Origin of the sequence: Haladaptatus sp. ZSTT2, assembly GCF_037081775.1 — an archaeon.
Classification (GTDB): Archaea; Halobacteriota; Halobacteria; order Halobacteriales; family Halococcaceae; genus QDMS2.
Map to the genome: position 1 here is coordinate 415,817 of NZ_JBAMHQ010000001.1, position 22,535 is coordinate 438,351.

General features: G+C 60.7%; 25 protein-coding genes and 2 tRNA genes. 8 read left to right on the forward strand and 19 right to left on the reverse strand.

Features of this window, described 5'->3' with window-relative positions:
- Window positions 1-3: 3 nt before the first annotated feature.
- Window positions 4-1,356 carry a phosphomannomutase gene (locus V5N13_RS02140; RefSeq protein ID WP_336359433.1) on the reverse strand — a complete coding sequence of 451 codons (1,353 nt, stop codon included), beginning with the start codon at window positions 1,354-1,356 and terminating at the stop codon, window positions 4-6.
- Between the two features lie 47 nt (window positions 1,357-1,403).
- On the reverse strand, window positions 1,404-1,865 hold the full coding sequence (locus V5N13_RS02145; protein ID WP_336359434.1) for a DUF5793 family protein: 462 nt from the start codon (window positions 1,863-1,865) through the stop codon (window positions 1,404-1,406).
- A 96-nt stretch (window positions 1,866-1,961) separates the two neighbouring features.
- Between V5N13_RS02145 and V5N13_RS02150 the strand changes: the two genes are divergently transcribed.
- The 4 genes from V5N13_RS02150 (at window position 1,962) to V5N13_RS02165 (ending at window position 6,966) form a co-directional block, all read left to right on the forward strand.
- The gene (locus tag V5N13_RS02150; protein WP_336359435.1) at window positions 1,962-2,462 is read left to right on the forward strand and encodes a DUF7549 family protein; all 501 of its coding nucleotides are present in this window, start codon (window positions 1,962-1,964) and stop codon (window positions 2,460-2,462) included.
- Window positions 2,463-2,543: 81 nt separating this feature from the next.
- Window positions 2,544-4,199 carry a type II/IV secretion system ATPase subunit gene (locus tag V5N13_RS02155; RefSeq protein WP_336359436.1) on the forward strand — a complete coding sequence of 552 codons (1,656 nt, stop codon included), beginning with the start codon at window positions 2,544-2,546 and terminating at the stop codon, window positions 4,197-4,199.
- Window positions 4,199-6,283, forward strand: coding sequence for a type II secretion system F family protein (locus tag V5N13_RS02160; protein WP_336359437.1), 2,085 nt, complete (start codon window positions 4,199-4,201; stop codon window positions 6,281-6,283). Before V5N13_RS02155 ends, V5N13_RS02160 begins: the two co-directional genes overlap by 1 nt.
- A gap of 38 nt (window positions 6,284-6,321) precedes the next feature.
- Window positions 6,322-6,966, forward strand: coding sequence for a class I SAM-dependent methyltransferase (locus V5N13_RS02165; RefSeq protein WP_336359438.1), 645 nt, complete (start codon window positions 6,322-6,324; stop codon window positions 6,964-6,966).
- On the opposite strand, the gene V5N13_RS02170 is transcribed toward V5N13_RS02165, so the two are convergent.
- Window positions 6,953-7,354, reverse strand: coding sequence for a universal stress protein (locus tag V5N13_RS02170; protein WP_336359439.1), 402 nt, complete (start codon window positions 7,352-7,354; stop codon window positions 6,953-6,955). The genes V5N13_RS02165 and V5N13_RS02170 overlap by 14 nt on opposite strands.
- Before the next feature lie 275 nt (window positions 7,355-7,629).
- Between V5N13_RS02170 and V5N13_RS02175 the strand changes: the two genes are divergently transcribed.
- A tRNA-Gly gene (locus tag V5N13_RS02175) sits at window positions 7,630-7,700 on the forward strand.
- A gap of 83 nt (window positions 7,701-7,783) precedes the next feature.
- Here V5N13_RS02175 and V5N13_RS02180 read toward each other — a convergent pair.
- Both V5N13_RS02180 and V5N13_RS02185 read right to left on the reverse strand, forming a co-directional pair.
- On the reverse strand, window positions 7,784-8,803 hold the full coding sequence (locus V5N13_RS02180; RefSeq protein ID WP_336359440.1) for a hypothetical protein: 1,020 nt from the start codon (window positions 8,801-8,803) through the stop codon (window positions 7,784-7,786).
- Window positions 8,796-9,005 (reverse strand): hypothetical protein, encoded by a 210-nt coding sequence (locus V5N13_RS02185; protein WP_332899203.1) that lies wholly within the window; start codon window positions 9,003-9,005, stop codon window positions 8,796-8,798. Before V5N13_RS02185 ends, V5N13_RS02180 begins: the two co-directional genes overlap by 8 nt.
- Before the next feature lie 82 nt (window positions 9,006-9,087).
- Here V5N13_RS02185 and V5N13_RS02190 point away from each other — a divergent pair, with 82 nt between their 5' ends.
- Window positions 9,088-9,858 (forward strand): PHP domain-containing protein, encoded by a 771-nt coding sequence (locus V5N13_RS02190; RefSeq protein WP_332899204.1) that lies wholly within the window; start codon window positions 9,088-9,090, stop codon window positions 9,856-9,858.
- On the opposite strand, the gene V5N13_RS02195 is transcribed toward V5N13_RS02190, so the two are convergent.
- From V5N13_RS02195 to V5N13_RS02225, 7 genes are all read right to left on the reverse strand, one after another.
- Window positions 9,855-10,235 carry a DUF7522 family protein gene (locus V5N13_RS02195; protein ID WP_332899205.1) on the reverse strand — a complete coding sequence of 127 codons (381 nt, stop codon included), beginning with the start codon at window positions 10,233-10,235 and terminating at the stop codon, window positions 9,855-9,857. The two genes, V5N13_RS02190 and V5N13_RS02195, sit on opposite strands and share 4 nt — an antisense overlap.
- Before the next feature lie 75 nt (window positions 10,236-10,310).
- Window positions 10,311-10,964: a cyclase family protein gene (locus tag V5N13_RS02200; protein WP_336359441.1), complete on the reverse strand. Its 654-nt coding sequence runs from the start codon at window positions 10,962-10,964 to the stop codon at window positions 10,311-10,313.
- Window positions 10,961-12,136, reverse strand: a complete 1,176-nt coding sequence (thrC, locus tag V5N13_RS02205) for a threonine synthase (RefSeq protein ID WP_336359442.1) — start codon at window positions 12,134-12,136, stop codon at window positions 10,961-10,963. The genes V5N13_RS02200 and thrC overlap by 4 nt, the downstream gene beginning before the upstream one ends.
- A 39-nt stretch (window positions 12,137-12,175) precedes the next feature.
- A complete protein-coding gene (locus V5N13_RS02210) occupies window positions 12,176-12,940 on the reverse strand; it encodes an ABC transporter permease (protein ID WP_336359443.1) in 765 nt (254 codons plus the stop codon).
- The gene (locus tag V5N13_RS02215) at window positions 12,937-13,908 is read right to left on the reverse strand and encodes an ABC transporter ATP-binding protein (RefSeq protein WP_336359444.1); all 972 of its coding nucleotides are present in this window, start codon (window positions 13,906-13,908) and stop codon (window positions 12,937-12,939) included. The genes V5N13_RS02210 and V5N13_RS02215 overlap by 4 nt, the downstream gene beginning before the upstream one ends.
- A gap of 60 nt (window positions 13,909-13,968) precedes the next feature.
- The gene (locus tag V5N13_RS02220) at window positions 13,969-14,787 is read right to left on the reverse strand and encodes an HD domain-containing protein (RefSeq protein WP_336359445.1); all 819 of its coding nucleotides are present in this window, start codon (window positions 14,785-14,787) and stop codon (window positions 13,969-13,971) included.
- Between the two features lie 51 nt (window positions 14,788-14,838).
- A complete protein-coding gene (locus V5N13_RS02225) occupies window positions 14,839-15,312 on the reverse strand; it encodes a redoxin domain-containing protein (protein ID WP_336359446.1) in 474 nt (157 codons plus the stop codon).
- Between the two features lie 166 nt (window positions 15,313-15,478).
- Between V5N13_RS02225 and V5N13_RS02230 the strand changes: the two genes are divergently transcribed.
- On the forward strand, window positions 15,479-15,829 hold the full coding sequence (locus V5N13_RS02230) for a twin-arginine translocase TatA/TatE family subunit (protein ID WP_336359447.1): 351 nt from the start codon (window positions 15,479-15,481) through the stop codon (window positions 15,827-15,829).
- A gap of 66 nt (window positions 15,830-15,895) precedes the next feature.
- Window positions 15,896-15,968, forward strand: a tRNA-Arg gene (locus tag V5N13_RS02235).
- Window positions 15,969-16,119: 151 nt separating this feature from the next.
- Here the strand turns inward: V5N13_RS02235 and V5N13_RS02240 are convergent.
- The 7 genes from V5N13_RS02240 to V5N13_RS02270 form a co-directional block, all read right to left on the reverse strand.
- Window positions 16,120-16,620, reverse strand: a complete 501-nt coding sequence (locus V5N13_RS02240; protein ID WP_336359448.1) for a cupin domain-containing protein — start codon at window positions 16,618-16,620, stop codon at window positions 16,120-16,122.
- 69 nt (window positions 16,621-16,689) lie between these two features.
- A complete protein-coding gene (locus V5N13_RS02245; RefSeq protein ID WP_336359449.1) occupies window positions 16,690-17,400 on the reverse strand; it encodes an ABC transporter ATP-binding protein in 711 nt (236 codons plus the stop codon).
- Complete coding sequence (locus tag V5N13_RS02250) at window positions 17,397-18,200, reverse strand: ABC transporter ATP-binding protein (RefSeq protein ID WP_336359450.1); 804 nt, start codon at window positions 18,198-18,200, stop codon at window positions 17,397-17,399. The genes V5N13_RS02245 and V5N13_RS02250 overlap by 4 nt, the downstream gene beginning before the upstream one ends.
- Window positions 18,197-19,219: a branched-chain amino acid ABC transporter permease gene (locus V5N13_RS02255; protein ID WP_442905088.1), complete on the reverse strand. Its 1,023-nt coding sequence runs from the start codon at window positions 19,217-19,219 to the stop codon at window positions 18,197-18,199. Before V5N13_RS02255 ends, V5N13_RS02250 begins: the two co-directional genes overlap by 4 nt.
- Before the next feature lie 53 nt (window positions 19,220-19,272).
- Entirely contained in the window at window positions 19,273-20,205 is a 933-nt protein-coding gene (locus V5N13_RS02260; protein ID WP_336359452.1) for a branched-chain amino acid ABC transporter permease, read from the reverse strand.
- 37 nt (window positions 20,206-20,242) lie between these two features.
- Entirely contained in the window at window positions 20,243-21,565 is a 1,323-nt protein-coding gene (locus V5N13_RS02265) for an ABC transporter substrate-binding protein (RefSeq protein ID WP_336359453.1), read from the reverse strand.
- A 181-nt stretch (window positions 21,566-21,746) separates the two neighbouring features.
- Window positions 21,747-22,463: a helix-turn-helix domain-containing protein gene (locus V5N13_RS02270; RefSeq protein ID WP_336359454.1), complete on the reverse strand. Its 717-nt coding sequence runs from the start codon at window positions 22,461-22,463 to the stop codon at window positions 21,747-21,749.
- Between the last annotated feature and the right edge of the window lie 72 nt (window positions 22,464-22,535).

A 22,535-nucleotide genomic window follows, 5' to 3' on the forward strand; every position in this document is an offset into this window, starting at 1 on the left:
AGTTTAGCGCTCCACAACGGCTGTTTTTACAATTTCGATGACTGTGGAAACAAGGGTATCGACGTCCTCACTTTCTGCATACACTCTGACATACGGCTCGGTTCCGCTTGGGCGAACGAGCACCCACGACCCGTCTTCGCGTTCGAGGCGAACGCCGTACTCAGTTGACACAGCGGCGTCGGGGAACGCGGCGGGCAGCGCCGTTTCGAGTTCGGCCATCGCGGCTTCCTTCCGGTCGTCGGGGCACTCGGTGCTGACTTTGCGATACGGCCGCTCGGTGACCGGCTCTCTGAGCGCGTTGAGACCGTGGGCAGCGACGAGTCGGGCGAACACCGCGGCGCTCGCGGGCCCGTCAATCCAGCCGCCGAACTGCGTGTGGATGTGTTTCCACGGCTCTGCGGCGAACACGACGCTCGTCCCCTCTGTGCCGGTTTCGAGCGCGGTTTCGATGCCTTCGTGGAGCGCGCCAAGCCGGACGCGTTCGACGCGCCCACCGGCTTCACGGACGCGCTCGTCGATTCGCGCAGACGCATTCGGCGTCGTCACGACGACGGGGTCTTCGGCCGTGCTCGTGCGCACGTAGTGTTCTGCGAAGATGGCGACGATGGTGTCTTCGTGAACCACATCGCCGTTTCCATCGACGAACACCGAGCGGTCTGCGTCGCCGTCGTGGCCGATGCCGAAGGCGAAATCGCCGTCTGCGAGGAACGCCCGCAGGTCTGCGAGCGTCTCGGGCGTTGGCTTGCTCTCGCGGCCAGGGAAGTGGCCGTCTACGTTGCCGTTCAACGTGACGACGTGTGCGCCAAGTTCGCGGAGCACCTGTGGCGTGGCGAGCGCGGCCATTCCGTTGCCACAGTCGACGACGACTTTGAGACCGTCGAGCGGCGCGCCCATCGTCGTGGCGTACTCACAGACGGCCTTGCGGTAGGCGGAGAGCGGTTCGCTTGTGCTCGCGGCCCCCCACTCGTCCCAGTCGATGGGTGATTGCCCGTCTGCGACGCGCTGTTCGATGCGGCGCTCTGCGTCGCGGTCGTATTCGACGCCATCACAAAAGAGCTTGAGCCCGTTGTCCTGCGGTGGGTTGTGGCTCGCCGTAATCATCACGCCGTGGCGACCCTGTGCAGCAAACGCAAGCGCTGGGGTCGGCAGTTGTCCGGCGCGATAGACGCTCACACCGGCGCTTTCGAGTCCGGCTTCGAGGGCGGCGGCGAGCGCAGGGCCAGTCTCGCGCCCGTCACACCCGACGACGAACTCGTCGTGTTCGTCACCGGCGGCTCTCCCAACGGCGAGCGCCAGCGACGGCGTTACTCGGTCGCGGGCACTTCCGCGGATACCCGCTGTTCCGAACAGTTCCATACCTCGGATTTTGCTGGCGGCTATTTATTTCCACGTAGTTCGATCCGTCAGAGTTCGACGCCGCTCGGGATGAGGCTGTGCTGGTGGAGCAACTCACCCGTGTGGCTGTAGACGAGGAAGGTCGCCTTCTCGAACGCTACGGCGCCAGTTGGGCCGTCCAGATGGAGTGTGTAGTGTTTTTCGTCGTCTGCGAGGTTCCCATAGCGCCGTGCGACACGGATAAACCGGAGGACATCGCGCGTTTCGAGATTCACTTCTAAGATGAACTCGCCGTTGGTTCGATTGGTCACCGCGAGGACGCCTTTGCTGCCGTCTGCCTCGATGGGACGTTTCAGTCGGAACGAAACGTCAACGTCGGCTGCGGCGAGCGGTGTTCCATCGGCTTGGTTGAGCCAGCCGCTGAACTTCTCTCGAGGGCCGGTGTAAGAGATCGAAAGCGTTGGTTGCTGGGGCTCTGAGGTCTCGTCGTCGAGGTTTGTGAAAGACACCCCGAAATAATCGCGCCTCATTGCGTGTGTCAATGTGGCGCATGGGTATGAACGTACCGTTGTGTCAGACGCGCGTCTTGCGGTACTTTTTACTCACTGACAGTGGCGATGTGAGTTATGGCATGGGTCAATAGTGAGTATGCAAACGAACTCGCCGTCTTGGCGACGTGGCTCTCGGCGCTGATGCCGTGGTCGTTTTCTGTCGCGTCTCTCGATTTCGGAACCGTCGTCGTCATCCGGTTTTTGTTCTTCCACATTCAGTACGTCCTCGGCGTCTCGTTTGGCGACCAGGAGCAAATCCTGTTCACCGTCCTCGAACTCCAGACGTTCTACGAAAACGCCCAGACCATCCTCGCCCAGCAGATTTGGTTGGTCGGTGCGGTCGTGTTCGTCCTCGCACTCGCGTTCAGCATCGCCCTGTATCTCGCAGAAGACCGCGTTGCGAATGCGCGCGCAGACCCCGTGCGGGTGCTCGGCGGCCTGTTGTCCCTCACCGGCCTCTTGCTCACCGCCGCGACCGTGTTGCTCTATCAGTCCTTTGTTGGCGTCGCCATCCCGCTTGGCGCACTGTTCTTGCTCGTATTCGGCGTCACGCTTCTCCGGGTCGAACGCGCCTGAGTTAGGGTCGGATTTATGTAGGTTCCGCCTGTCAGTCATGACAGTAACCGGACGCCCACGAGGGGCAACGGCGGGGATTCCATGGCAAACGAGTTATCATCTGAAACTGACACACAGGCGCACCACGACGAAGACGCGAGCGTGCTCTCGCAGTTTCAACAGTGGCTTTCGCGCGCATCGAAGATGTTGACCGGCTCTACGCTGAGCCTCACCAACTACGACCCAACCGCAGACGGGCCGCTCGTGACGTTCAGCGGCCTTCCCGGCTGGGAGGAACTCGACCGCTACTGGGTGAACGCCCCCTTCGCCTTCGTCGCCATTCTCTACAGCCCCGAGAAAAACGATCACCGGTATCACGTCGTCGAGCCAGACCTCTCGCCGGTCGAAGCACGACTGCTCGAAACCCTCGTAGACGACATTCGTGACCCCTTGCTCTACCGAGATTCGACGGACACCGAACCGGAAGCCGTGTTGAAAGACGAACTCAGAAAGCGCCTAGAGGAGTACGGCGTGACCGTCGAGATGGCGACGTTCTACCGCCTGTTTTACTATCTCAACCGGTCGTTTCTCGGCTACGGCAAGCTCGACCCGCTCATGCACGACCCGCACGTAGAGGACATCTCGTGTGACGGCTACGACATCCCGCTGTTTATCTACCACGACCAGCAGGACAACATCGAGACGACCATCACCTTCAGTCAAGCGGAACTCGACAACTTCGTCATCCAACTCGCCCAGCGCTCGGGCAAGCACATCTCGATTGGCGCACCCGTCGTCGGGACGACGCTCCCTGACGGCAGCCGTGCAGAACTCGTCATGGGCGAGGAAGTGACGCCGCGTGGCTCTGCGTTCACGATTCGTCGCTACGCGACCGACCCGCTCACGCCAATCGACCTCATCAACTACGAGACGTTCACCCTCCGCCAGATGGCGTATCTCTGGCTCGGCATTGAGAGCGGGAAATCGCTCATCTTCGCGGGTGGGACGGCGTCCGGGAAGACCACATCGATGAACGCCGTGTCGATGTTCATCCCGCCGCGGGCGAAGGTGTTGACCATCGAAGACACCCACGAACTCACGCTGTATCACGACAACTGGCTTTCTTCGGTCACCCGCGAGCGCCTCGACGAAGCCGCGGACATCACGATGTACGACCTGCTGCGCTCTGCGCTGCGCCACCGCCCCGAGTACATCATCGTCGGTGAGGTGCGCGGCGAGGAAGCGATGACGCTGTTTCAGGCGATGAACACGGGCCACACCACCTACTCGACGATGCACGCAGACAGCGTCCAGACGGCCATCAACCGCCTCGAAAACGAACCCATCAACGTCCCGCGCCAGATGGTGCAGTCGCTCGATATCCTCTGTATTCAGTCGCTCGTTCGCGTCGAGGGCGAACGCTCACGCCGCAACCGGACAATCGCGGAAATAGAGGGCATCAACCAGCGAACCGGCGAACTCGACTACGCGACAGCCTACACCTGGGACGCGAGCACGGACACCGTCTCAGAAGGGACGAGCACCGTGTTAGACGAAATCCGCGACGAGCGTGGCTGGTCGCAGAGCCGACTGCTAAATGAGGTGCGCGACCGTCGTCGATTCCTCGAATATCTGCGGGAAGAAGGGGTGAACGACTACCGTCAGTTCACGGCAATGGTGAACGAATACTACGCCGATAAGGTCGCTGTGATGGCGCAGGTTGACGCACACCGCGCACAGAGACCCTCTGCAGAATAATGGCTCCAGTCCCTCTTTCCGTGCTTCCGCTGGTCTTCGTCGCCATTATCGCGGTGCTCCTCGCTGCCACCCCGTACAGCACCCGCGTCAATCGGATGTTTACGCGTCTCGCGCTCGCTTCGTTCGGAAACGCCGTCGAGCGAGCGCCGGCGCGTCTGACACGGCGGCGGACGCTCCAGCGCGCACACATCGACGTCCCGTACCGAGTGTACGCGGCGAAATCGCTCCTCTACAGTGCCATCGCGGCGGTTGGTGCGGCGATTGTTGGCGTCTACGTCGCCACCTCGCTGCTCATCGTGGCCGGGCTTTGGAACGATCAACTCGTCGGACAGCTGCCTGCGCTCGCCGCACTCGGGCGGCTTCCGGGGGCACAGATTCCCGCACTGCGCCGGTTTCTGTTCTTATTCGTCACGAGCACCAGCAGCGGGCTCGTCGCCGCAATCGTCACCTTCCGGCTCCGCTGGGGCGTTCCGAAAGCGCACGCCGACGGGCGCGAACGCCGGATTGATGCGAGCCTCGCGCGGACGGTGGCGTTCATGTACGCCCTGTCGCGTGGCGGGATGGCCTTCCCGAAAATCATGCGGGCACTCCGCGACAACAGCGCCGTCTACGGCGAGTCGGCAACAGAGTTCGCCGTCGCCGTCAGGGACATGGACTTGCTCGGGGCGGACATCCTCACTGCCATTCAACGTGTCTCGCGACGAACTCCGAGTCGAGAACTGAAGACCTTCCTCGAAAATCTCTCGAGCAACCTCCAGAGCGGTCAGAGCGTCTCTGTGTTCCTGCGCGAGGAGTACGACCGCCGCAAGCAAGAAGCGGAGGTTCGCCAAGCATCGTTCCTCGAACTGCTCGGGGCGTTCGCGGAAGGCTACGTCTCGCTGCTCGTCGTCGGGCCGCTGTTTTTCATCACGGTATTGCTCATCATCGGTCTCGTGAGCGGCGGGACGTTGGTTGCGCTCCAAGTCGTCGTCTATCTCGTGGTTCCGATGGCGACGCTCTCGTTCATCGTCTTTCTCGACCGCTATACGAATCCAGCAGGCGGCTTTACACAGAAGCGAACTTCGGTGTCCTCGCCGCTCGCCGTCACGGGGGTTCGCACCACCGACGCACCGGATGCGGGGCGTGCGCTCCCCGACGGCGGCTACGCGACAGATACAGAGCGAGACGTGCTCGCGCAGTTAACGCTGTACGAACACTTTCGCTCCGTCGCACAGGTACTCGAACGCCCGGTTCAGACGCTGCTCACTCGACCGTTCGTGTTGCTCTACGTGACCGCGCCACTCGGCGCGCTCTGGGTGATGGTTCATGCGTGGCCCGCCTTCGTCCGCGGGACGGCGTCGGTTCTGGCGCTCGACGACGTGCTCGTCCAGAGCGTCCTGTTCGTCACAGCAACATTCGCGGTGGTGTGGGAGATTCACGCCCACCGACGCGACACCATCGAAGCCGCGATTCCAGAGTTGTTCGAACGCCTCGCGAGCCTCAACGAAGCGGGCATGTCGGTCGTGGGTGGCATCGACAACATCCGGAACAGCGACCTTGGGGCGCTCGATGCAGAGATGGAACGTATCTGGAAGGACATCAGGTTTGGTTCGGACGTTGAGACGGCGCTCCACCGCTTCGACAAGCGCGTTCGCGCCCCGGGCGTTGCCCGCGCAGTGACGCTCATCACGAACGCAATCCGGGCGAGCGGCGACATCGCACCCGTGCTCAGAATCGCCGCAGACGAGTCGCGCTCGCTCCAGCAACTGAGAGAAAAGCGCGAACAGGAGATGGTTGTCTACCTCATCATCACCTACATCTCGTTTTTCGTCTTCCTCATCATCGTCTACGTGATGGTGAACGTGTTCATCCCGAGCATTCCGTCGGGCGAACTCGTCGAATCGACGGGGCTGACGGGGCAGGTTGCGGGAATTACCGACGCAGAGAAACTCCAGTACACGACGATTTTCTTCCACGCGGCACTTATTCAGGGCTTTTTCTCGGGGCTCGTTGGCGGACAGATGAGCGAAGGGACGATTCGCGCGGGCGCAAAACACGCAACGATAATGTTGCTCATCGCCTACGGGATGTTCCTGCTCGTCTGAGACAGAACTGCAAAGACCACAGAGCAAGTTGTCCGGGTATGGACCGGTCACGACAGGCGGTCAAGGACACCTACGACCGCATTGCGGCACACTTTTCGAAAACCCGGGAATACGCGTGGCCAGAGGTCGAATCGTTCCTCGACAGCCAGCTCGCCGCACGGACGGCACTCGACGTTGGCTGTGGCAACGGCAGACACACCGAACTCCTCGCAAGAAAGGCAGACAGAGCCGTTGGCCTCGACGCGAGCACAGGCCTCCTCAGCGAAGCCCGGCAGCGTGCTACGGCGCGTGAGTTCGAAGCTGCGTTCGTCGCCGGTGACGCCGCTTCACTCCCGTTCACCGCAGACAGTATCGACCTCGCCGTCTACGTGGCGACGCTCCACCACCTGCCCGAACGCGAGTTGCGGCGGGCAAGCCTCGACGAACTGGCTCGCGTGCTCACGCCGGGCAGTCGCGCGCTCGTAAGCGCGTGGTCAACCGCCCACGACAGCTTCGACCACGAGGGCGACGAGGGGTTCGACACGATGGTCGATTGGACGCTTCCCGGCGGGGAAACCGTCCCGCGCTTCTATCACATCTACGCGCCAGCGGAGTTCGAAGTCGACCTCGCGGCGAGTCGCCTGCGCGTCGTGAAAAACGAGATTTCGAGCGGGAACTGCTATGCGGTCGTCACGCCGGAATAACCGTCACCGGGACGGGTGTGTGTTGGACGATGGTCTCTGAGGTGCTCCCGAGCAAGAAGTCTTCGAGCCGTCCGCGCTCGCCGTGGCGACCGATGATGACCTGGTCGTAGTCGCCGTCTTCGAGCAGCGAGACGATGTGCTCGCCAATCTTGACGGAGGCCTTTGGCGAGTCAAGCCCGAGGCTCGTGATGAGTTCTGGCTCCGTGTCGATGCCCACAGCGTCGAGTTTCTCGGTGGCTTTTTCGAGGAGCGCCTCGCTCGCGTCGGTCTCGTAGTCGGTGATGTGAACGACGTGGAGGCTAACCCCACCCATGTTGTAGAGGTCGATTGCGTAATCCAGAGCGGCGAAGCTACAGTCAGACCCGTCGATGGGAACCAGTACGCGCATACCCCTCAATGACCGCCGGGCTACAAAAGACTCGTGCCGAGAAAAAGAAACACCCTTAACGGGGCACGGTTTACACCTATTTGCGACACACGATTACCACGTCTGGCCTGGGCGGGTCGGACACGGTGTGGAGTATCATATCGTCGCGTGCTCGGGTTCTTCTGACCCGATTGCGCGGACTTTCGTGTAGTCGGTCGCCTCGTCGGTGCTCAGACAGAGCGCCGGTGTCTCGCGGAACGAAGTGACGCGAGGCTCGGGGCACGAGTGAAACGAGCGCGCCGGTGGTCTAACGGCATGACTTTGGCCTTCCAAGCCAACGATCCGGGTTCAATTCCCGGCCGGCGCACTTCCTGCGGTCGATTTCTGGACGAAATTCGAACAACATTGCAGTGTGCAGTCTCATCTTGTCAAATTCTCCCTCTCAGTGAGTTACCGCTGTGATTCTCGGAGAATCAACGGCCCAATCGCAAGCGTCCGTTTTGCGACCGTGGCAATGCGGAAGATGTAGGAGGTAAACAGTAAGAACGGAATCACCGCAATCGTGAAGGCGGCGCTCACGACCCAGGTGATGTTCGGGACGCCGAGCGTGCTGCCGGGAAATGACGATGCACCGACGAAGGTGAGCATCAGCCCGGAGATGATGAGCGCGGGGATGGCGGCGAAGAGGATGTACCGCGAGAGGTCAACGAGTGCCCACTGGAAGTAGAGCGTCTTGATGTGTTCGCGCGTCGGACCGAACATTGCGATAGCGTTGCTGAGTTCTGAGAACGCGGCGCGTTCTGCGTCTGAGAGGTCGGCTTCGTACTTGTCGGTGAGCCGGTCGATCTGGTAGATTTTCCACGAGTAGTTGAAATCGAGGGCGGCAAACAGCACGCTGAACGAGCCAAAGCGGCTGTCGTCGAGCTTTTGTGACACCGTCTCTGCGTTCCCGCGGATGCTTTCGACGAACTCGTTGATTTCTGCTTGCAGCTCGTCGTTGTCGTTGGTTTCGATGACGCGATAGAGGCCGGTTGCCCGGCGTTCGCTCTCGTCTACGAGCGCCTGGAGGAGCGCGGAGGGATCTGCGGGGGCGACCGTCCCGAGCAGTTCGCGCACGTAGGTTCGAAAGTCGAGCGCGTCGCTCATGCGCGCTCGTTGGTCGCCAACCGGGCCGTTTTCCTGCGAGAGGACGAGTTGGCTGATAGAAACGACGAGCGTCGTGCCGGTGACGACGAGGCCGAGCAGCGTCGAGAAAATCGTCTCAATGGTGTCCGTTTGCTTCACTTCTGTTTGTAACGACGGGTCGATGAGCGTGCTCACGACGATGAACGAGGTGAACACGGCTGCGGCGAGCGTGCCCATGACGACGAAGCGGTTTGCGCCCATGAGCAGCCAAATTTTGAGGGCGCTCTCATCTGCGCGCTCGCGCATCGTGTCTTCGGTGCCGATGTCAGAGTCGCCATCACTCATCCGCCGTCCCCGCAGAGCGCGGACGTTTGAGTACCAGAAACTTCGTGCCACCGCCGACGTAGTCGATGGTGTCGGTAAGTTCCCACCCGTCAGCCCCGAGTTCGTCTAAGATGTCTCCGGGGTCTCTCGCCTCCTTTCGCGTTGGCTCGCGGTCCGGTCGAACCGTCAGATACTCCCACTCACCGACAGGCTCGTCGCTCATACTGTGAGGCCCACTTGAGATATTGTAAGCATGGTGGCCACCACACAGTTATCCCGAATGACTGGAAACACTGTAGTACGCAATGCTCCACGATTATCACGTCCACTCGAACTACTCTGACGGGCGCTTTCTTTTCCAGATGTTGCAGGTCGCAGAGCAAGCCGGATTGAAGGGGGTCGGGTTTGCAGACCACTGTAACGTCTCTGAGCGCGAACGGATGCAGGATTTAAAGCACCTGCTTGGCTTCAACTTAGACCAGACGTACGACCGACGATTGCGTGCAATCGAGAGCCTCAACGACCGCTTTGACGTCGAGATTTACAACGCAGTCGAGATGGACTATGACCCGCGCGATGCGGCTGCGATTCGCGCGTTTTTCAACGAAACTGAGTTTGACTACACCATCGGGAGCGTCCACCACTTGGAAGACGTAAACGTCCACGTCGAGAGCTATTTCGGGAAGAAATCCGAGGCAGCGCGCAAAGCGCTCGTCGATGAGTACTTCCAAAAGCTCGTCACCCTCGCAGAATCAGAGCTGTTCGACATCGCGGCGCACGTCGATTTACTCGAACGCAACCCCGCCTTCCGTGGGATGGGGACGGACGAACACTACCACGCCGCAGCACGGGCGTTCAAACGCTCCCGGACGGTGCCCGAGATTAACGCCGGGCGGGTGCTCACGGACTACGGGAAGTTCCACCCGGTTCCCCGCTTCCTCGAAGTGTTCTGCGAACATGAGGTGCGCTTTACCGTCGGCAGCGACTCACACCGGCCAGAAGAGCTTGGCCCGCGGGTGAAGAAGTTACGCAACTATCTCGAAGAAGAAGACCTCTCGCCGGTCTATATCGTTTAAGCCTCGCCGAGGACTTTGCGGATGGCGGTTGCGACGTTGTCGAACGCCTGAATCGTGAGGCCGTCGGTCGTGGCGAACACGCCTTCGCGGTCGGTCGTCACGCGGAGCAAAAAGCCGTTTTCAAAGGTGCGAATCGTGTACTTGTAGTCACCGAGTTCAGAGCCGCGGTAGGCTTCACGCGTCGTCTTGAAACTCCGCCACTCGTTGCCGATGAAGCCCGTGAGGTCTGCGTCCTGTTCTAAATCGTCCCGGAGGTAGAGTTGGTCGAAGTCGTCGCGTGTGAAGTAGGTCACCGACCGGAGGCTGTCGCCCATCGCGGTTCGGCAGGTTCGGACGATGACGTCGGCCGTGTCTGGGGAAAGCAGCGTGTTCTGCATTGGCTATATCATCATGATTTACCCATATAAATACGGTGGTCGGCGTGCTCCCTTGCCGCCGTCTGTCGAATCCTGTCAATCGAAGAGGGCCACCGCCCGGACTGGTGCCCCGTCTGCGTCAGCGAGCGGGAGCGGGAACGCATCGAGGTGAAACCGGTCTGGCACACGGCCGAGGTTGCACAAATTTTCGACGATGAGGCAATCGTGGCCGAGCAGCGCGTGGTGGGCCGGGCTGTCGGTAGGCTCGCCTGCAGCCTCGTTCGGGCTTGGCGTCGGGTCGGGGCTGAAGGCGTCGATACCGACGTGCAGATTGTGGTCAGCACACCACTCCGCGAGGGCGACATCGAGATACGGATGGTCGAGATAGGCGTCAGTCCCCCAGTGAGTATTCCAGCCCGTGTGGAACACGAGCATGTCGACGTCAGCGACGGCGGTCGCTGTGGGTACCTCTGCGAGCCGAATGCGGTCACGAGCGCCGAGGTGGCGACAATCGACGCGCATGGCCTCGAACGAGAACGTCGAGATGGGAAAGTCATCGAGCGTGTTGCCGTGTTCTTCGGTGTGGCTCGGCGCGTCGATGTGGGTTCCGGTGTGACTCCCGAACGAGAGCCCAGTGACGCGATAGCCGTCGATTTGGTAGATGGCGTGGCCGCGAAACGTCACCGGCGGGTCGCCCGGATACACGGGCATTCCGTCCGCAATCGGGTGGGTGAGGTCGATGGTGGTCATGCGTCACTGAGTATCGCAGCGAGGTGTTCGTCCAGATTCGCAAGCGGGACGGACGGCGCGTCTGTCGACGCTCCACCGAGTTCCTTGAATCCGGTGCCGGTGAGGATGAGCGCGACGCGGTCGGTGGCGGCCACGTCACCGCTCGCAGCGAGTTGTCTGAGTCCCGCGAGTGCAACCGCAGACGACGGTTCGACGCACAGTCCTGCTTCGGTGGCGAGTTTCCGCGTTGCTTCGTGGATGGCGTCTTCTGGCACCGAGACGACTGCGCCGTCGGTCTCGGCTGCGGCGGCGAGTACGCGATTACCACTCGGCGGGTTCGCATTCGCAATCGAGTAGGCTGCGGTCGGTTCGGGGTCGATTGGGCGGACCTCATAGCCCTCGCGGAAGGCGGCGGCTATTGGGTCGCAGTTCGCCGCCTGCACGAAGTAGAGGCGCGGCAGGCCGTCGATGAGTCGTGCGTCCCTGAGTTCCCGGAGGGCCTTCCAGACGCCGCTTGCCTGCCCGCCGCTGCTCACGGGGAGACAGATTGCATCGGGTACGCCGTCGAACTGTTCTATGAGTTCGAGCGCAACCGTCTTCTGCCCGGCAACGCGCAGGGGCACGTCCGAGTTGACGAACTCGATGTCGAACGTGGCACCCAGTTCGAGACTGTCAAAGTAGAGTTGTCCGTAGTCTCCGTCGACGCGGACGATGTCAGGGCCATACTGAGAGATTGCGGCGAGACGCGCAGCAGAGATGTCGTCGGGGACGAGAACGACACAGGGACGGTCTGCAGCCGCGGCGTGTGCGGCCGTGCTCATCGCCATATTCCCGTGGGAAACGGTGCCGACGGCGGTCGCTCCGCGTGCTTCGGCCGCCGCCACGGCAACGGCACTCCCGCGGTCTTTGAACGTCCCGGTCGGATTCTCGGCTTCGTCTTTCACCCACAGCGTACAGCCTGCATAGTCGTCGAGTCGCGGGGTTCTGAGAAGTGGCGTGTTTCCCGCCGCCCATCCCAACCCCTCGGTCGGGGCGACGGGGAGGAGTGACGCATAGCGCCAGACGCCGTGCACGGTTCCGGTCGGCCACTCGAAGTCTGTGGCGTCTCCGTCGAACCAAACTGGCTCGCCGCAGTCACAACGAATGCGCGTCGCGTCGAACACATCGCCGCAGGAATAACAGCGTGTTTGCATTACCAACTGGTACGCGAACCACCAGCATAGGGGTTGGCCTCAGTCGGCGAGACCGTACCCGCGTTTGAACAGTGCAATATCGAGGGCAAGCACGGCGACGGTCGCACCCGTGAGCACCGCGAGCGCAAGGTTCGGGTCAACGTCGTAGTAGTCAAGGAAGCCGTATCGAACCCCACTCACCATGTACACCATCGGATTTGCGAGCGAAATGGTGTACCACGGCTCCGGGAGGGCGTCTAAAGCGTAGAAGATGCCGCCGAAGAACACGAGCGGGCGGATGATGAACTGGTTCATCACGGTGAGGTAGTCGAAGTCGCGCGCCCAGAGGCCACCTGCGACGCCGAGGCTCGCGAACAGCGACGGGATGACGACCATGAACGCGACGAGATAGAGCGGGTGCTCGATGCCGACGGGCGTGAAGAACGCTCCAACGACGGAGATGATGATGCCGATAATGACGCCGCGAAGCGCACTGGAGGCGACGTAGGCGAACACCATCTGCGGGTAGCTCATCGGTGAGGTGAGCGTTTCATGGATGTACTCGTTCCACCTGCCGTGGAAGATGGAGAACGAGGCGTTCTCGAACGCATTCGAGATGGTGCCAAGCACGACGAGGCCCGGCAGGATGAACAGGACGTAGGAGAAGTCGCCGGTCGGGCCGATACGCTCGCCGAGGATGACGCCGAACACCGAGAAGTAGAGCACGTTCGTGATGAGTGGCGGCATGAACGTGTTTCGTGGGCGACGGACATAGCGGAGAATCTCACGGCGGACGAGCGTCAGAAACCCAGTGAATCGACTCATCGCGGTGCCTCCTGTTTTGCGCCCGCCGGTGGACGGTCGCCGTTGGTGGATTCACGGCCGTTTGTGAGCGAGACGAACACCTCTTCGAGTGACGTGCGCGAGATGTCCAAGTCCACGACCTCGTGGCCCGCGTCGTCGAGCGCGAGGAGGACGTCGGGGGCGACGCTGCCCGCGCGGTGGGCGCGGACGACGACTCGTCCCTGTTTCAGCTCGACCGACTCGACGCCCTCAACTGCCACATCGGGGGCAGTTTTCGGCGGGTCACGGAGCGTGATGGTGATGTTGTCCACGCCCTGGTCCATGAGGTCGTCGGGGCTTGCGACGGTCACTTTCTTGCCCTCGTTCATAATGGCGACGCGGTCACAGAGGCGCTCTGCCTCCTCGATGTAGTGGGTGGTGAGCAAAATCGTCGTGCCCTCCTCGTTCATCTCGGTGATGATGTTCCAGAGGTCGCGCCGGAGTTGCACGTCCACGCCCGCGGTGGGTTCGTCGAGAATCAACAGGTCTGGCTCGGTGACGATAGCGCGTGCGAGCAGAAGTCTGCGCTTCATCCCACCAGAGAGCCAGTCGAAGCGAGTGTCGCGCTTGTCGTAGATGCCGACTTTCTTGAGCGCGGCGTCCGCGCGTCGGGAGGCTTCTTCCGTGCCGATGCCGTGGTAGCCTGCCTTGTGCATCAGGACTTCCTTGATGGGGAAAAACCGGTCGACGTTAAACTCCTGAGGGGCGACGCCGATTGCGTCGCGGGCCTGCTGGTAGTCGGCTTCTACGTCGTAGCCGAACACGCTGGCTTCGCCGCCGGATTTGCGGACGAGGCCGGTGAGAATGGAGATGAACGTCGTTTTCCCCGCGCCATTTGGTCCGAGAAGGCCGAAAAACTCGCCTTCTTCAACGGCGAGGTCGAGTCCCTGCAACGCGTCTACGTCGCCGTAGGACTTTCGTAAGTTGTCTGTCTCAATCGCGAGAACCATCTACTGATAGGAAATGGCTGGGCACAGTTAACCCGCACTACTCGGGTTGGGGTTGCCGCCTTAGAGTTCGATGCGTTCGACGATTTGGTCGCCGTCGGTGTGCGTGTTGAGCGCGACGATGCGGATGTAGTCTTCTAAGCCAGAGCCACGGAGCTTCGCCTTGAGAAGGTTGTCCACTTGGTACACCCCGGCCGCGTTGGTCATCTCAATTTCGACGGTGACGGCCGTCTCGTCGCCTTCTTGGAGCGTGACCTTCCGAATCGCCTGACTGGAGACGGTGTTGATACCGCGTCCACCACTCTCGTACGGGATGCGCGAGCGACCGTGTTCCATGTCGAGGGCGTCTGCGACGCGGATGACGCCCGCTTCGACCGTCAGCGGGTCTTCGACCGTGTGGTGACAGAGAATCGCGTGCAGAACCTCTGCCTTCACTTTCACCCGCTCGGTAATGCTGTCGTAGAACTGGGGGAGAATCCGGTCGAGAATGTCCGAGGCGAGTGGAATCGAGTAGTAGACGTGGTCGTCGCGGTGGACGATGTGCCCGATGTCGTGGATAGTTGCGGCGAAAGCGATAATCACCGATTCGTCTTCTTCAGCGAGGCCTTGGTCGCCAGCACCGTTGAACGAGATGCCACCGCGCTTTAACAGGTCGTAGAGGGTGAGCGCGCGGTCGCGGACGATTTCGATGTGCTTTGCGCCGTGGTCGTTGTATCGCTTTCGCGCGACTGCGTTCACGTTTTGAGCTCTGAGCAACGCCTGAATCTCCTCGTCGTTATCGATAAAGGAAAGGACCCGGTGCAGCTTCTCGTCGGGGAACGAGTGGACTGCATCCCGGTCGTACGATAGGATGTTACTCTCGCCATCTGGAAGTTCACTCATAGCTTACTGAACGCGACGGAGCGAGAAAAAAACCTCGGGAGAGTGTGGGATTTACGCTTCGGCTGCAGCCTGTGCGACTTCTTCGTAGTTTGGTTCGACGCCGGGGTCGTCGGTGACCCACGAGTAGGTGACTTCACCGTCTGCGTTGATGACGAACACGGAGCGCTTTGCGACGCCGTAGACGCCGAGGGCGTCGAAGTCCATCTCAACGTCGAACGCCTCGATGATGTCGCGGTTCAGGTCGGAGATGAGGCCGAAGTTGAGGTCGTTCTGGGCGCGGAACTCGTTGAGCGTAAACGGCGTGTCGCGGCTGACGCCGAACACGTCTGCGCCGACATCCTCGAACTGGCTGAGGTTGTCGCGGAACGTGCACATCTCGTTGGTACAGACGCTCGTGAACGCGCCCGGGAAGAATGCGAGCACGAGTGGGCCATCGTCGAGTTCGGCTTCGAGGTCGAACTCCTCGATGTCGCCGTTTGCTACCGGTGCGCTGAAGTCTGGTGCGTCGTCGCCAGTGTTGACCATTGCGTCTGGGCGTTACGGAGACAGTCAAAAGACGTTTGCGCTCTCGGCCAATCGGCACGCAACAGACGGTCAATCACGGGAGGGCTGCCGATTACCCCACCTTTGGGAGGGTCTTGCCGGATGAGCAAAAAGCCTATATTAAACAGTAGGCAACGATGGGGTAGAGATGCTCGACACAATCACTCCGCTGTTCCCGGGAATCCCGGGCGGGCCGGAACTGCTCGTTATTCTGTTCATCGCCATCCTCCTGTTTGGCGCAAACAAGATTCCAAAGCTCGCTCGCTCCACCGGGCAAGCGATGGGTGAGTTCCAGAAAGGCCGCGAAGAAGTCGAAGGCGAACTCGAAGAGATGCGCAAGAAGGGCAAAGAAGGCCCAACCGACGCTGAAGAGGCTAACGCGGACACCACGGATGCCGACGCGGACAAAGCAGAGACGCAGGCCGCCGCTGACGAAGCCCAGCCAAACATCGGCGCAGACGACGAGGAAGACGACGTCGAAGCCGAGAAAGAGAAGTAAAAGGGTAACCGTTTTTCTCCCCCGCCCTCGACCTCTCAGCGGACGCGCTGCGTCTGTGCATTTTGAGGGCGTGTGGCCTAGTGGATAGGGCGAGAGGTTCCTAACCTCTCGATCGCGGGTTCAAATCCCGTCACGCCCGTAAACTGTGTTGCGAGCACTGCGAGCAACCAGTTGAGGATCATTCGGGATTTGAACCCTGCCAGTCGCAGCGCGAACGAAGTGAGTGACCGTCTGGCTCTGGTTCGAATCCCGTCGCGCCCTTCTGCGGCTCAATTTATTAGAAAACTTCGTTACTCAGACCGCTCTACCGTAAACGTCGTCCCGCACTCGGTGCAGTCGAATTTGAAGCCACCGGCGTCGGTCAACGTCAAGCCGTGGGCGGTTTCTTCCTCACACGCTCGACAGAAGGTAAGCGATTCGATTTCGTCCCAGTCGTGCACCTTTCCGGGTGCGCCGAAGGCGAAGCCGACGACCGTCTCGTCGTCCTCGTTGCTTCCTTGCTGGAACTCTCCGGGGGCGAATCGGATGACTTCCCCGGCTTCGACGGTGACAGTGTCTCGCTCCTCGTCAACCAGCGTCTCGAAGGTCGCGGCTCCCTCTTGGACGTAGAACACTTCTTCTTGGTCGTGGTGGGTGTGTAAGCCGCCGGAGAAGGACTCACCGGATTCGAGTTCGAAGTAGTTCATGGCGAAGTCCTCGGTGCCGAGGGCTCTCGAAACGGGCCGACGGACGCTGTGGACGTTCATCGGATTAGTGAGGATGTCGACCTCGTCGATGGAGACTTTCTTCATATACTCACGTTGAGCGCTAGTGAATGAAAAGGGTGGGTCTGCGGCAATGATTCGCGGGTAGTACCCGAATTACCCGCCGAGGTACAAGCGCGACACTTCTGGATTATCCAGTAGTGCGTCTGCTTCGTCAGTGTAGGCAACCGTCCCCTGGTCTAAGACGTAGCCCCGGTCAGAGATGGCGAGGCCTTCGCGGGCGTTCTGTTCGACCATGAGGATAGCCGTGCCGAGGTCGTTCACCTTCTGGACGTCCTTGAACACGTTCTGGACGATGTTCGGCGCGAGGCCGGCGGACGGCTCGTCGATGAGGAGGACGTGTGGCTCCATGACGAGTGCCCGAGCAAACGCGAGCACCTGACGCTGTCCGCCAGAGAGTGTGCGGGCTTTCGCCTCCCGCTTCTCGTCGAGAATGGGGAACCGCTCGTAGAGGTCGGCGATGACGTCTTCGAGCCCCGAGTCCCGGGCTACCCCGCCCATGCGGAGGTTCTCGTCGATGGTCATCGACCCGAACACATTGTCTACCTGTGGGACATAGCCAACGCCTTCGCGGACGAGGTCCTCGGGAGGGGTGCCCGTAATCTCCTCACCGTCTAATCGAATCACACCCTCCCACGGTTCGAGCAGGCCGAACACAGTCTTGAGGACCGTCGATTTCCCGGCGCCGTTCGGCCCGATGATGCAGACGATTTCGTCCTGTTCTAAGTGGAGTGTGAGATCGTCGAGAACCTGGGCTTCACCGTAGCCCGAGTCGACGGATTCGACGGTGAGTGCGCGGTCGCTCATTCGGCACCTCCGAGGTACGCGTCGATGACGCGTTTGTCGTGTCTGACTTCCTCCGGCGTCCCCTCCATCAGGACGCGCCCCTGGTCTAAGACGATGATTGGGTTTGCGAGATCCATGATGAACGGCATGTCATGTTCGATGATGAGGAAGGTCTGGCCTTCATCGTTCAGTTCCTTGATGAACCGCTTGATATCGTTCGCGAGCGTCGGGTTGACACCAGCGACTGGTTCGTCGAGGAGCAAGATGTCCGGTTCCGTCATAATGGCGCGAGCGAGCTCGACGAGTTTCAACTGGCCACCGGACAGGTCCGTCGATGGCTGGTCGATGAGGTGGTCGATTTCGAAGCGTTCGAGCAGTCGCTCTGCCTCTTCGATGTTCGCTCGCTCCTGTTCGCGAACCTTGCCGGGTTGCAAGAACAGCGGGACGATGGACTCGCCCGACTGCGGACGCGGACCGACCAGCATCGCCTCGCGGACGGTCATCCCTTCCAGTCTGCGTGGCGTCTGGAAAGTCCGAATGAGCCCCGAACGAGCCGTTTCGTGTGGCTCTGCATTCGTGACCTCTTGGTCGTTGACCCAGACGCGGCCGTCGTCTAGGTCGTAGAACCCGGACATTAGGTTGAATAGCGTGGACTTTCCAGCACCGTTCGGGCCAATCATCCCCGTAATCGAACCGCGTTCGATTTGCAGTGTCACGTCGTTGGTCGCCGTCAGGCCACCGAACGATTTCTTCAGACCCTTTGTTCTGAGGACGGGGTCTTGCTTGTCGAGATTCGCGCCTTCGTAAATCATCTCGGTCATTGTTTTTCACCTCCATCCCGCGCAGCAGGCCAGATGAGTTCCGACCGCGGTGGCAGGATACCCTGCGGACGGAACCGGACGATACCGATGATGAGCAGGCCCACGATGAGCAGACGGACTGCGCCCACGTTCACGTCGAGCGCGAGGAAGTTGATGAAGAAACTTGGGAAGACTCGAACTGCGACAAGAGTGAGTCCGCCGAGGATGGCTCCGCGATTGCTCCCAGTTCCGCCGAGGATGACGGCGACCCACACGTAGAACGTGTTGATGGGTTCGAGCGTCTCGGGCAGGACGAAGCGGAACTGGTAGGCGTAGAAGAATCCGGCGATGGCCATCAGGACGCTCCCAAGGACGAACGCTTGCATCTTCAGCCAGTAGGTGTTCTTGCCGAGTGCCTTCGCTAGATCCTCGTCGGAGCGAATCGTCCGGAGGACCCGCCCCCACGGCGAGATGTGAAGCCGCCGGAGGAACAGGTAGACGACGAACACCGTAATCGCAACCAGCAAGAAGTCGACGAGTCCCCGGTACGGGAACGCCGGTGCGTCGGGCGCGAACACCGCGTCGAGAGACGTAGCCAGTTCTGGCAGGAGAGCCGGAATACTTACCCCCTGCGTACCTGCGGTCAGTTCGCGCTCGTTGCTCACGAGTTCTCGGATAATCTCTGCAAAGCCGATACTCGCAATTGCAAGGTAGTCTGCACGCAGCCGAAGCGTTGGAATCCCTATAATGAGTGCGGTCAGCGCACTCACCACGATAGCGGCGACGAGTGCAACACCGGGGTTGAACTCGAAGCCGAGTGGCGACCCTGGAGCCGAGAGGAGCGCGACGGAGTACATGCCGATGCCCCAGAACGCGGCGACGCTGAAATTGATGAGGCCAGCGTAGCCCCACTGGACGTTCAGCCCGAGCGCGAGGAGTATCCACATTCCCGCGACTGCGTATGTTGGCACGATGAAGCTCAGTTCGAAGATGAACAGTGAGACTAGAATCGATAGTCCCACCACTACAACCACGCCCATCTCGGTCTGGTCGAACCGTGAGAGCGGGGAACTGCCAGTCGAGGTGTCGTCGCTCATGTGGCCTCCCCCATGATGCCCTGTGGACGTACGAGCAGGATGATGATCATCAGCGCGAACGCGACGGCTGGTGCGTACTCGACGGGCACGAACGGAATCGCTGGGGTCAGTTCGTGGGCCATGCCGATGACGAGGCCCCCGAGCATCGCGCCGTAGACAGAGCCAATCCCGCCGAGGATGACCGCGGCGAACACGACCAGAAGCAGGTCGAAGCCCATGCGTGGGCGGACGAGCGTGTCGATGCCGAGGAACACGCCGCCTGCGGCGGCGAGTGCGCCACCGATAATCCACATCGCGAGGACGACCTCACGCGTGCGGATGCCGCTCACCCGGGCGAGACTCGGGTTGTCTGCGGTCGCACGCATCTTCCGACCGAGTGTCGTGTACTGTAAAAGCGTGTGCAGTCCCACCACAAGCAGTATCGTGACCACGAGGATGACGAAGTCACGCTGCGTGAGCGCGATGCCGCCGAGGCTCTGTGTCGCCTCGAAGAACCAGTCGATGCGTCCCTGCGAGGCGATTTCGTATCGTTCCTGGTCTGCACCGAAACTCAATTGGATGATTGCGCGGTAGGCGAGGGCAATCCCGATACTCGTGATGAGCAACTCGATCGACCCAGCATCCTTGAGCGGCCGGTAGATGAGCCGTTCGGTGACCAGCGTGACGGCCGCCGCTGCGGCCATCCCGAACAAAAGGCCAAAGTACAGCGAGATTGGCAACTCGAAGAAGACGATGCTGTCTCCGGGGAGTAGTTTTGCGAACTCAGTCGCACCGACGAGTCCACCGAACGCGCCGACGGTCATGAGGTCGCCGTGAGCGAAGTTGGCGAAGTCGGCGATGGAGTAGATGAGCGAGAGGCCAATCGCCCCGAGGACGATGATGCAACTAAAGATGAGGCCGTCTGCGAGCATCTGGACGATGTTAGCCATTGCTCACACCTCCACGCTGAAAGAATACGGGCATGGATTATCCCGTGATGAAGTCGCCGAACTCGTACTCGTGGTCCGTGACCCGGTAAATCTGGTAGAAGCCAGGTGGGTCACCGTTCTCGTCTAAGTCGACCGGGCCGCTAACACCTTCGTAGTTGATGTCCGCAGCGGAGTTGCCGTCTGCGAGTGCCTGCTTCGCCTCGGCGAACGAGTAGACCTTCGTGCCCTCTGGCCGAGTGACGTCGCGGACGACCTTGGAGATAGACGCTCCTGAGAAATCGTCTGCCGCCTCGATGGCGATGGCGGCAACGGTCACCGAGTCGTAGGCGTAGGCCGCCCAGACGGTCGGTGAAGTGTCGAACTCCGCCTCAAAGTCGCTCTTGAACTGCTGGTAACTCTCCTGGTCGGATGGCGCACTCTCGGTGATGCCGGTCATACCGTCCTGACTGCCCGGTTCCGTGTTTTCGAGGATGGAGTCTGCGATGGTACTCTCTGCCCCGTAGTAGTCAACTTGCTCGTGGTAGCCCTGGTCGTAAGCCTCGTTGACCATGTTCGTGTACTCGTTTGCGTAAGTGATGAACACCCACGCGGTGGCGTCGGTGTCTGCCATCTCGGTGAGGACGCCGCGGTAGGACGCCTGCCCCTGGTCGTGTGGGGAGTTGTAGGCGACTGTCCCGTCGAAGGAGGCTTCGAACACTTCGGAGAGGCCTGTCCCATAGTCGTTGTTTATCCAAGTGACAGCCACGGTGTCGTGGTCACGCCCGACGAGTTCGGCGAGTGCCTTCCCTTTCGCCGCCCCACTCGGACTCATGCGCAGGAGGTCTGGCTTCTCCGTGAGTTTCGGACTCGTTGAGTTCTGACTGATGTGAACCACGTCCGTCCCCGAGACGACGGAGTCGTGGATAGCAATGGAGACGCCAGAGCCAACAGACCCGATGAGGAGTGGGACGCCGTCCTGCGTTACGAGTTTGCGGGCGGCGTTTACACCCGGCGCACTCTTACTCTCATCGTCCTCTAAGATGATGTCAAGTGTCGCACCGTCCTCGCCGATGCCTGTCTCGTTGATGGTTGAGAGTGCGAGCTTGCGGCCCCGTTCGTTGCGCTCTCCGTACGGTGCGAGCGACCCGGTCACGGAGTCGACCATCCCGATGCTACGGTTGCTTGCTGCGGTACTGCCACCGTCCCCATCGTCTCCACCTCCGCCGTTTCCGCCACCGTCTCCGCCAGCGGTGCCTTCGCCACCATCGTCACCCGATTCGAGACACCCAGCCGTTGCTGCGATGAGTGCCAAGCCACCAGCGCCCGATGCCTTCAGAATATCTCTGCGAGTAAGCGGTTCCTGACCGTTATTCGGTATCATGTGAACTGTTCGCATGTTAACTCTCGCCGATGTTATACATGGCGCCGCCCATGGTCGGTCGGTGTAAAAATTACTAACTAATTGTCATCTAAAATTAGTTCTACGAGAGCTAAAAATTTGTGGAGTTGTCTACTTATGGACCTGTCCGAGAGGTTCAAATATCCTGATTACGTGCGTGCACTCACGGGTCGAGCAGTTTCGCTTCGGCTTTGCGGAGGTGTTCTAAGAACGTCGTCTTTGACACATCCAGTTCCGCGGCTAGTTCCCGCGTCGAGACGCCGCGGGGCCACTGGTAGTAGCCGCGGTCGCGCGCCAGGTTGAACGCCTCACGTTGGCTTGCTGTGAGCGTGTCTACGCGCTTTTTGCGCTCTGCATCTGCCGGTGGCGATGCAGAGATTCGAGAAACTGACACCTCAGCACCTGCGTCTTTGCGGACGCCATCGAGTTGGGCTTCGATTTCGCTTCGTTCGCCCGCGAAGACCACCTGCCAGTACTCACGGCCGTCTTCAATGCGCACGGGTGCGCTATGGACGAAGCCGTATTTCAACAGCGTCGGGCACACCATGTCTTGGGGTTTGTACTCCACGAAGAACTCGCGGGCGACGTTGCCCGGGGCGCTTGCCGAGGTCTGTTTCCCGAATCGTTCTTGGAGTTCGTGTACGTCGCCTGCGTGTGGCGAGTCGTGGATAGTTTCGAGCAACTCCTCGACTTGGTCAAGGGTGTCACCAAAGGCGGTGAACAGCCCGTTTACGACGGTGTCGGTCGTTTTTGGCGAGCTGTAGACCGCGTGGCCAAGCACCCCACCACCCACCTGCTCGGTCGATTCAATCGCCCAGCAGTTCGGGTGCCAGAGATTGAGGGTCAACCGAGTCCCCGCGTGCTGTCTGGTCTGGCTCATTAGCAAGGCAAACGAGAAGAACACACTTGTACCCTTCCATGGACGGGTCGGGTTATACCGCTGTTTCGACCC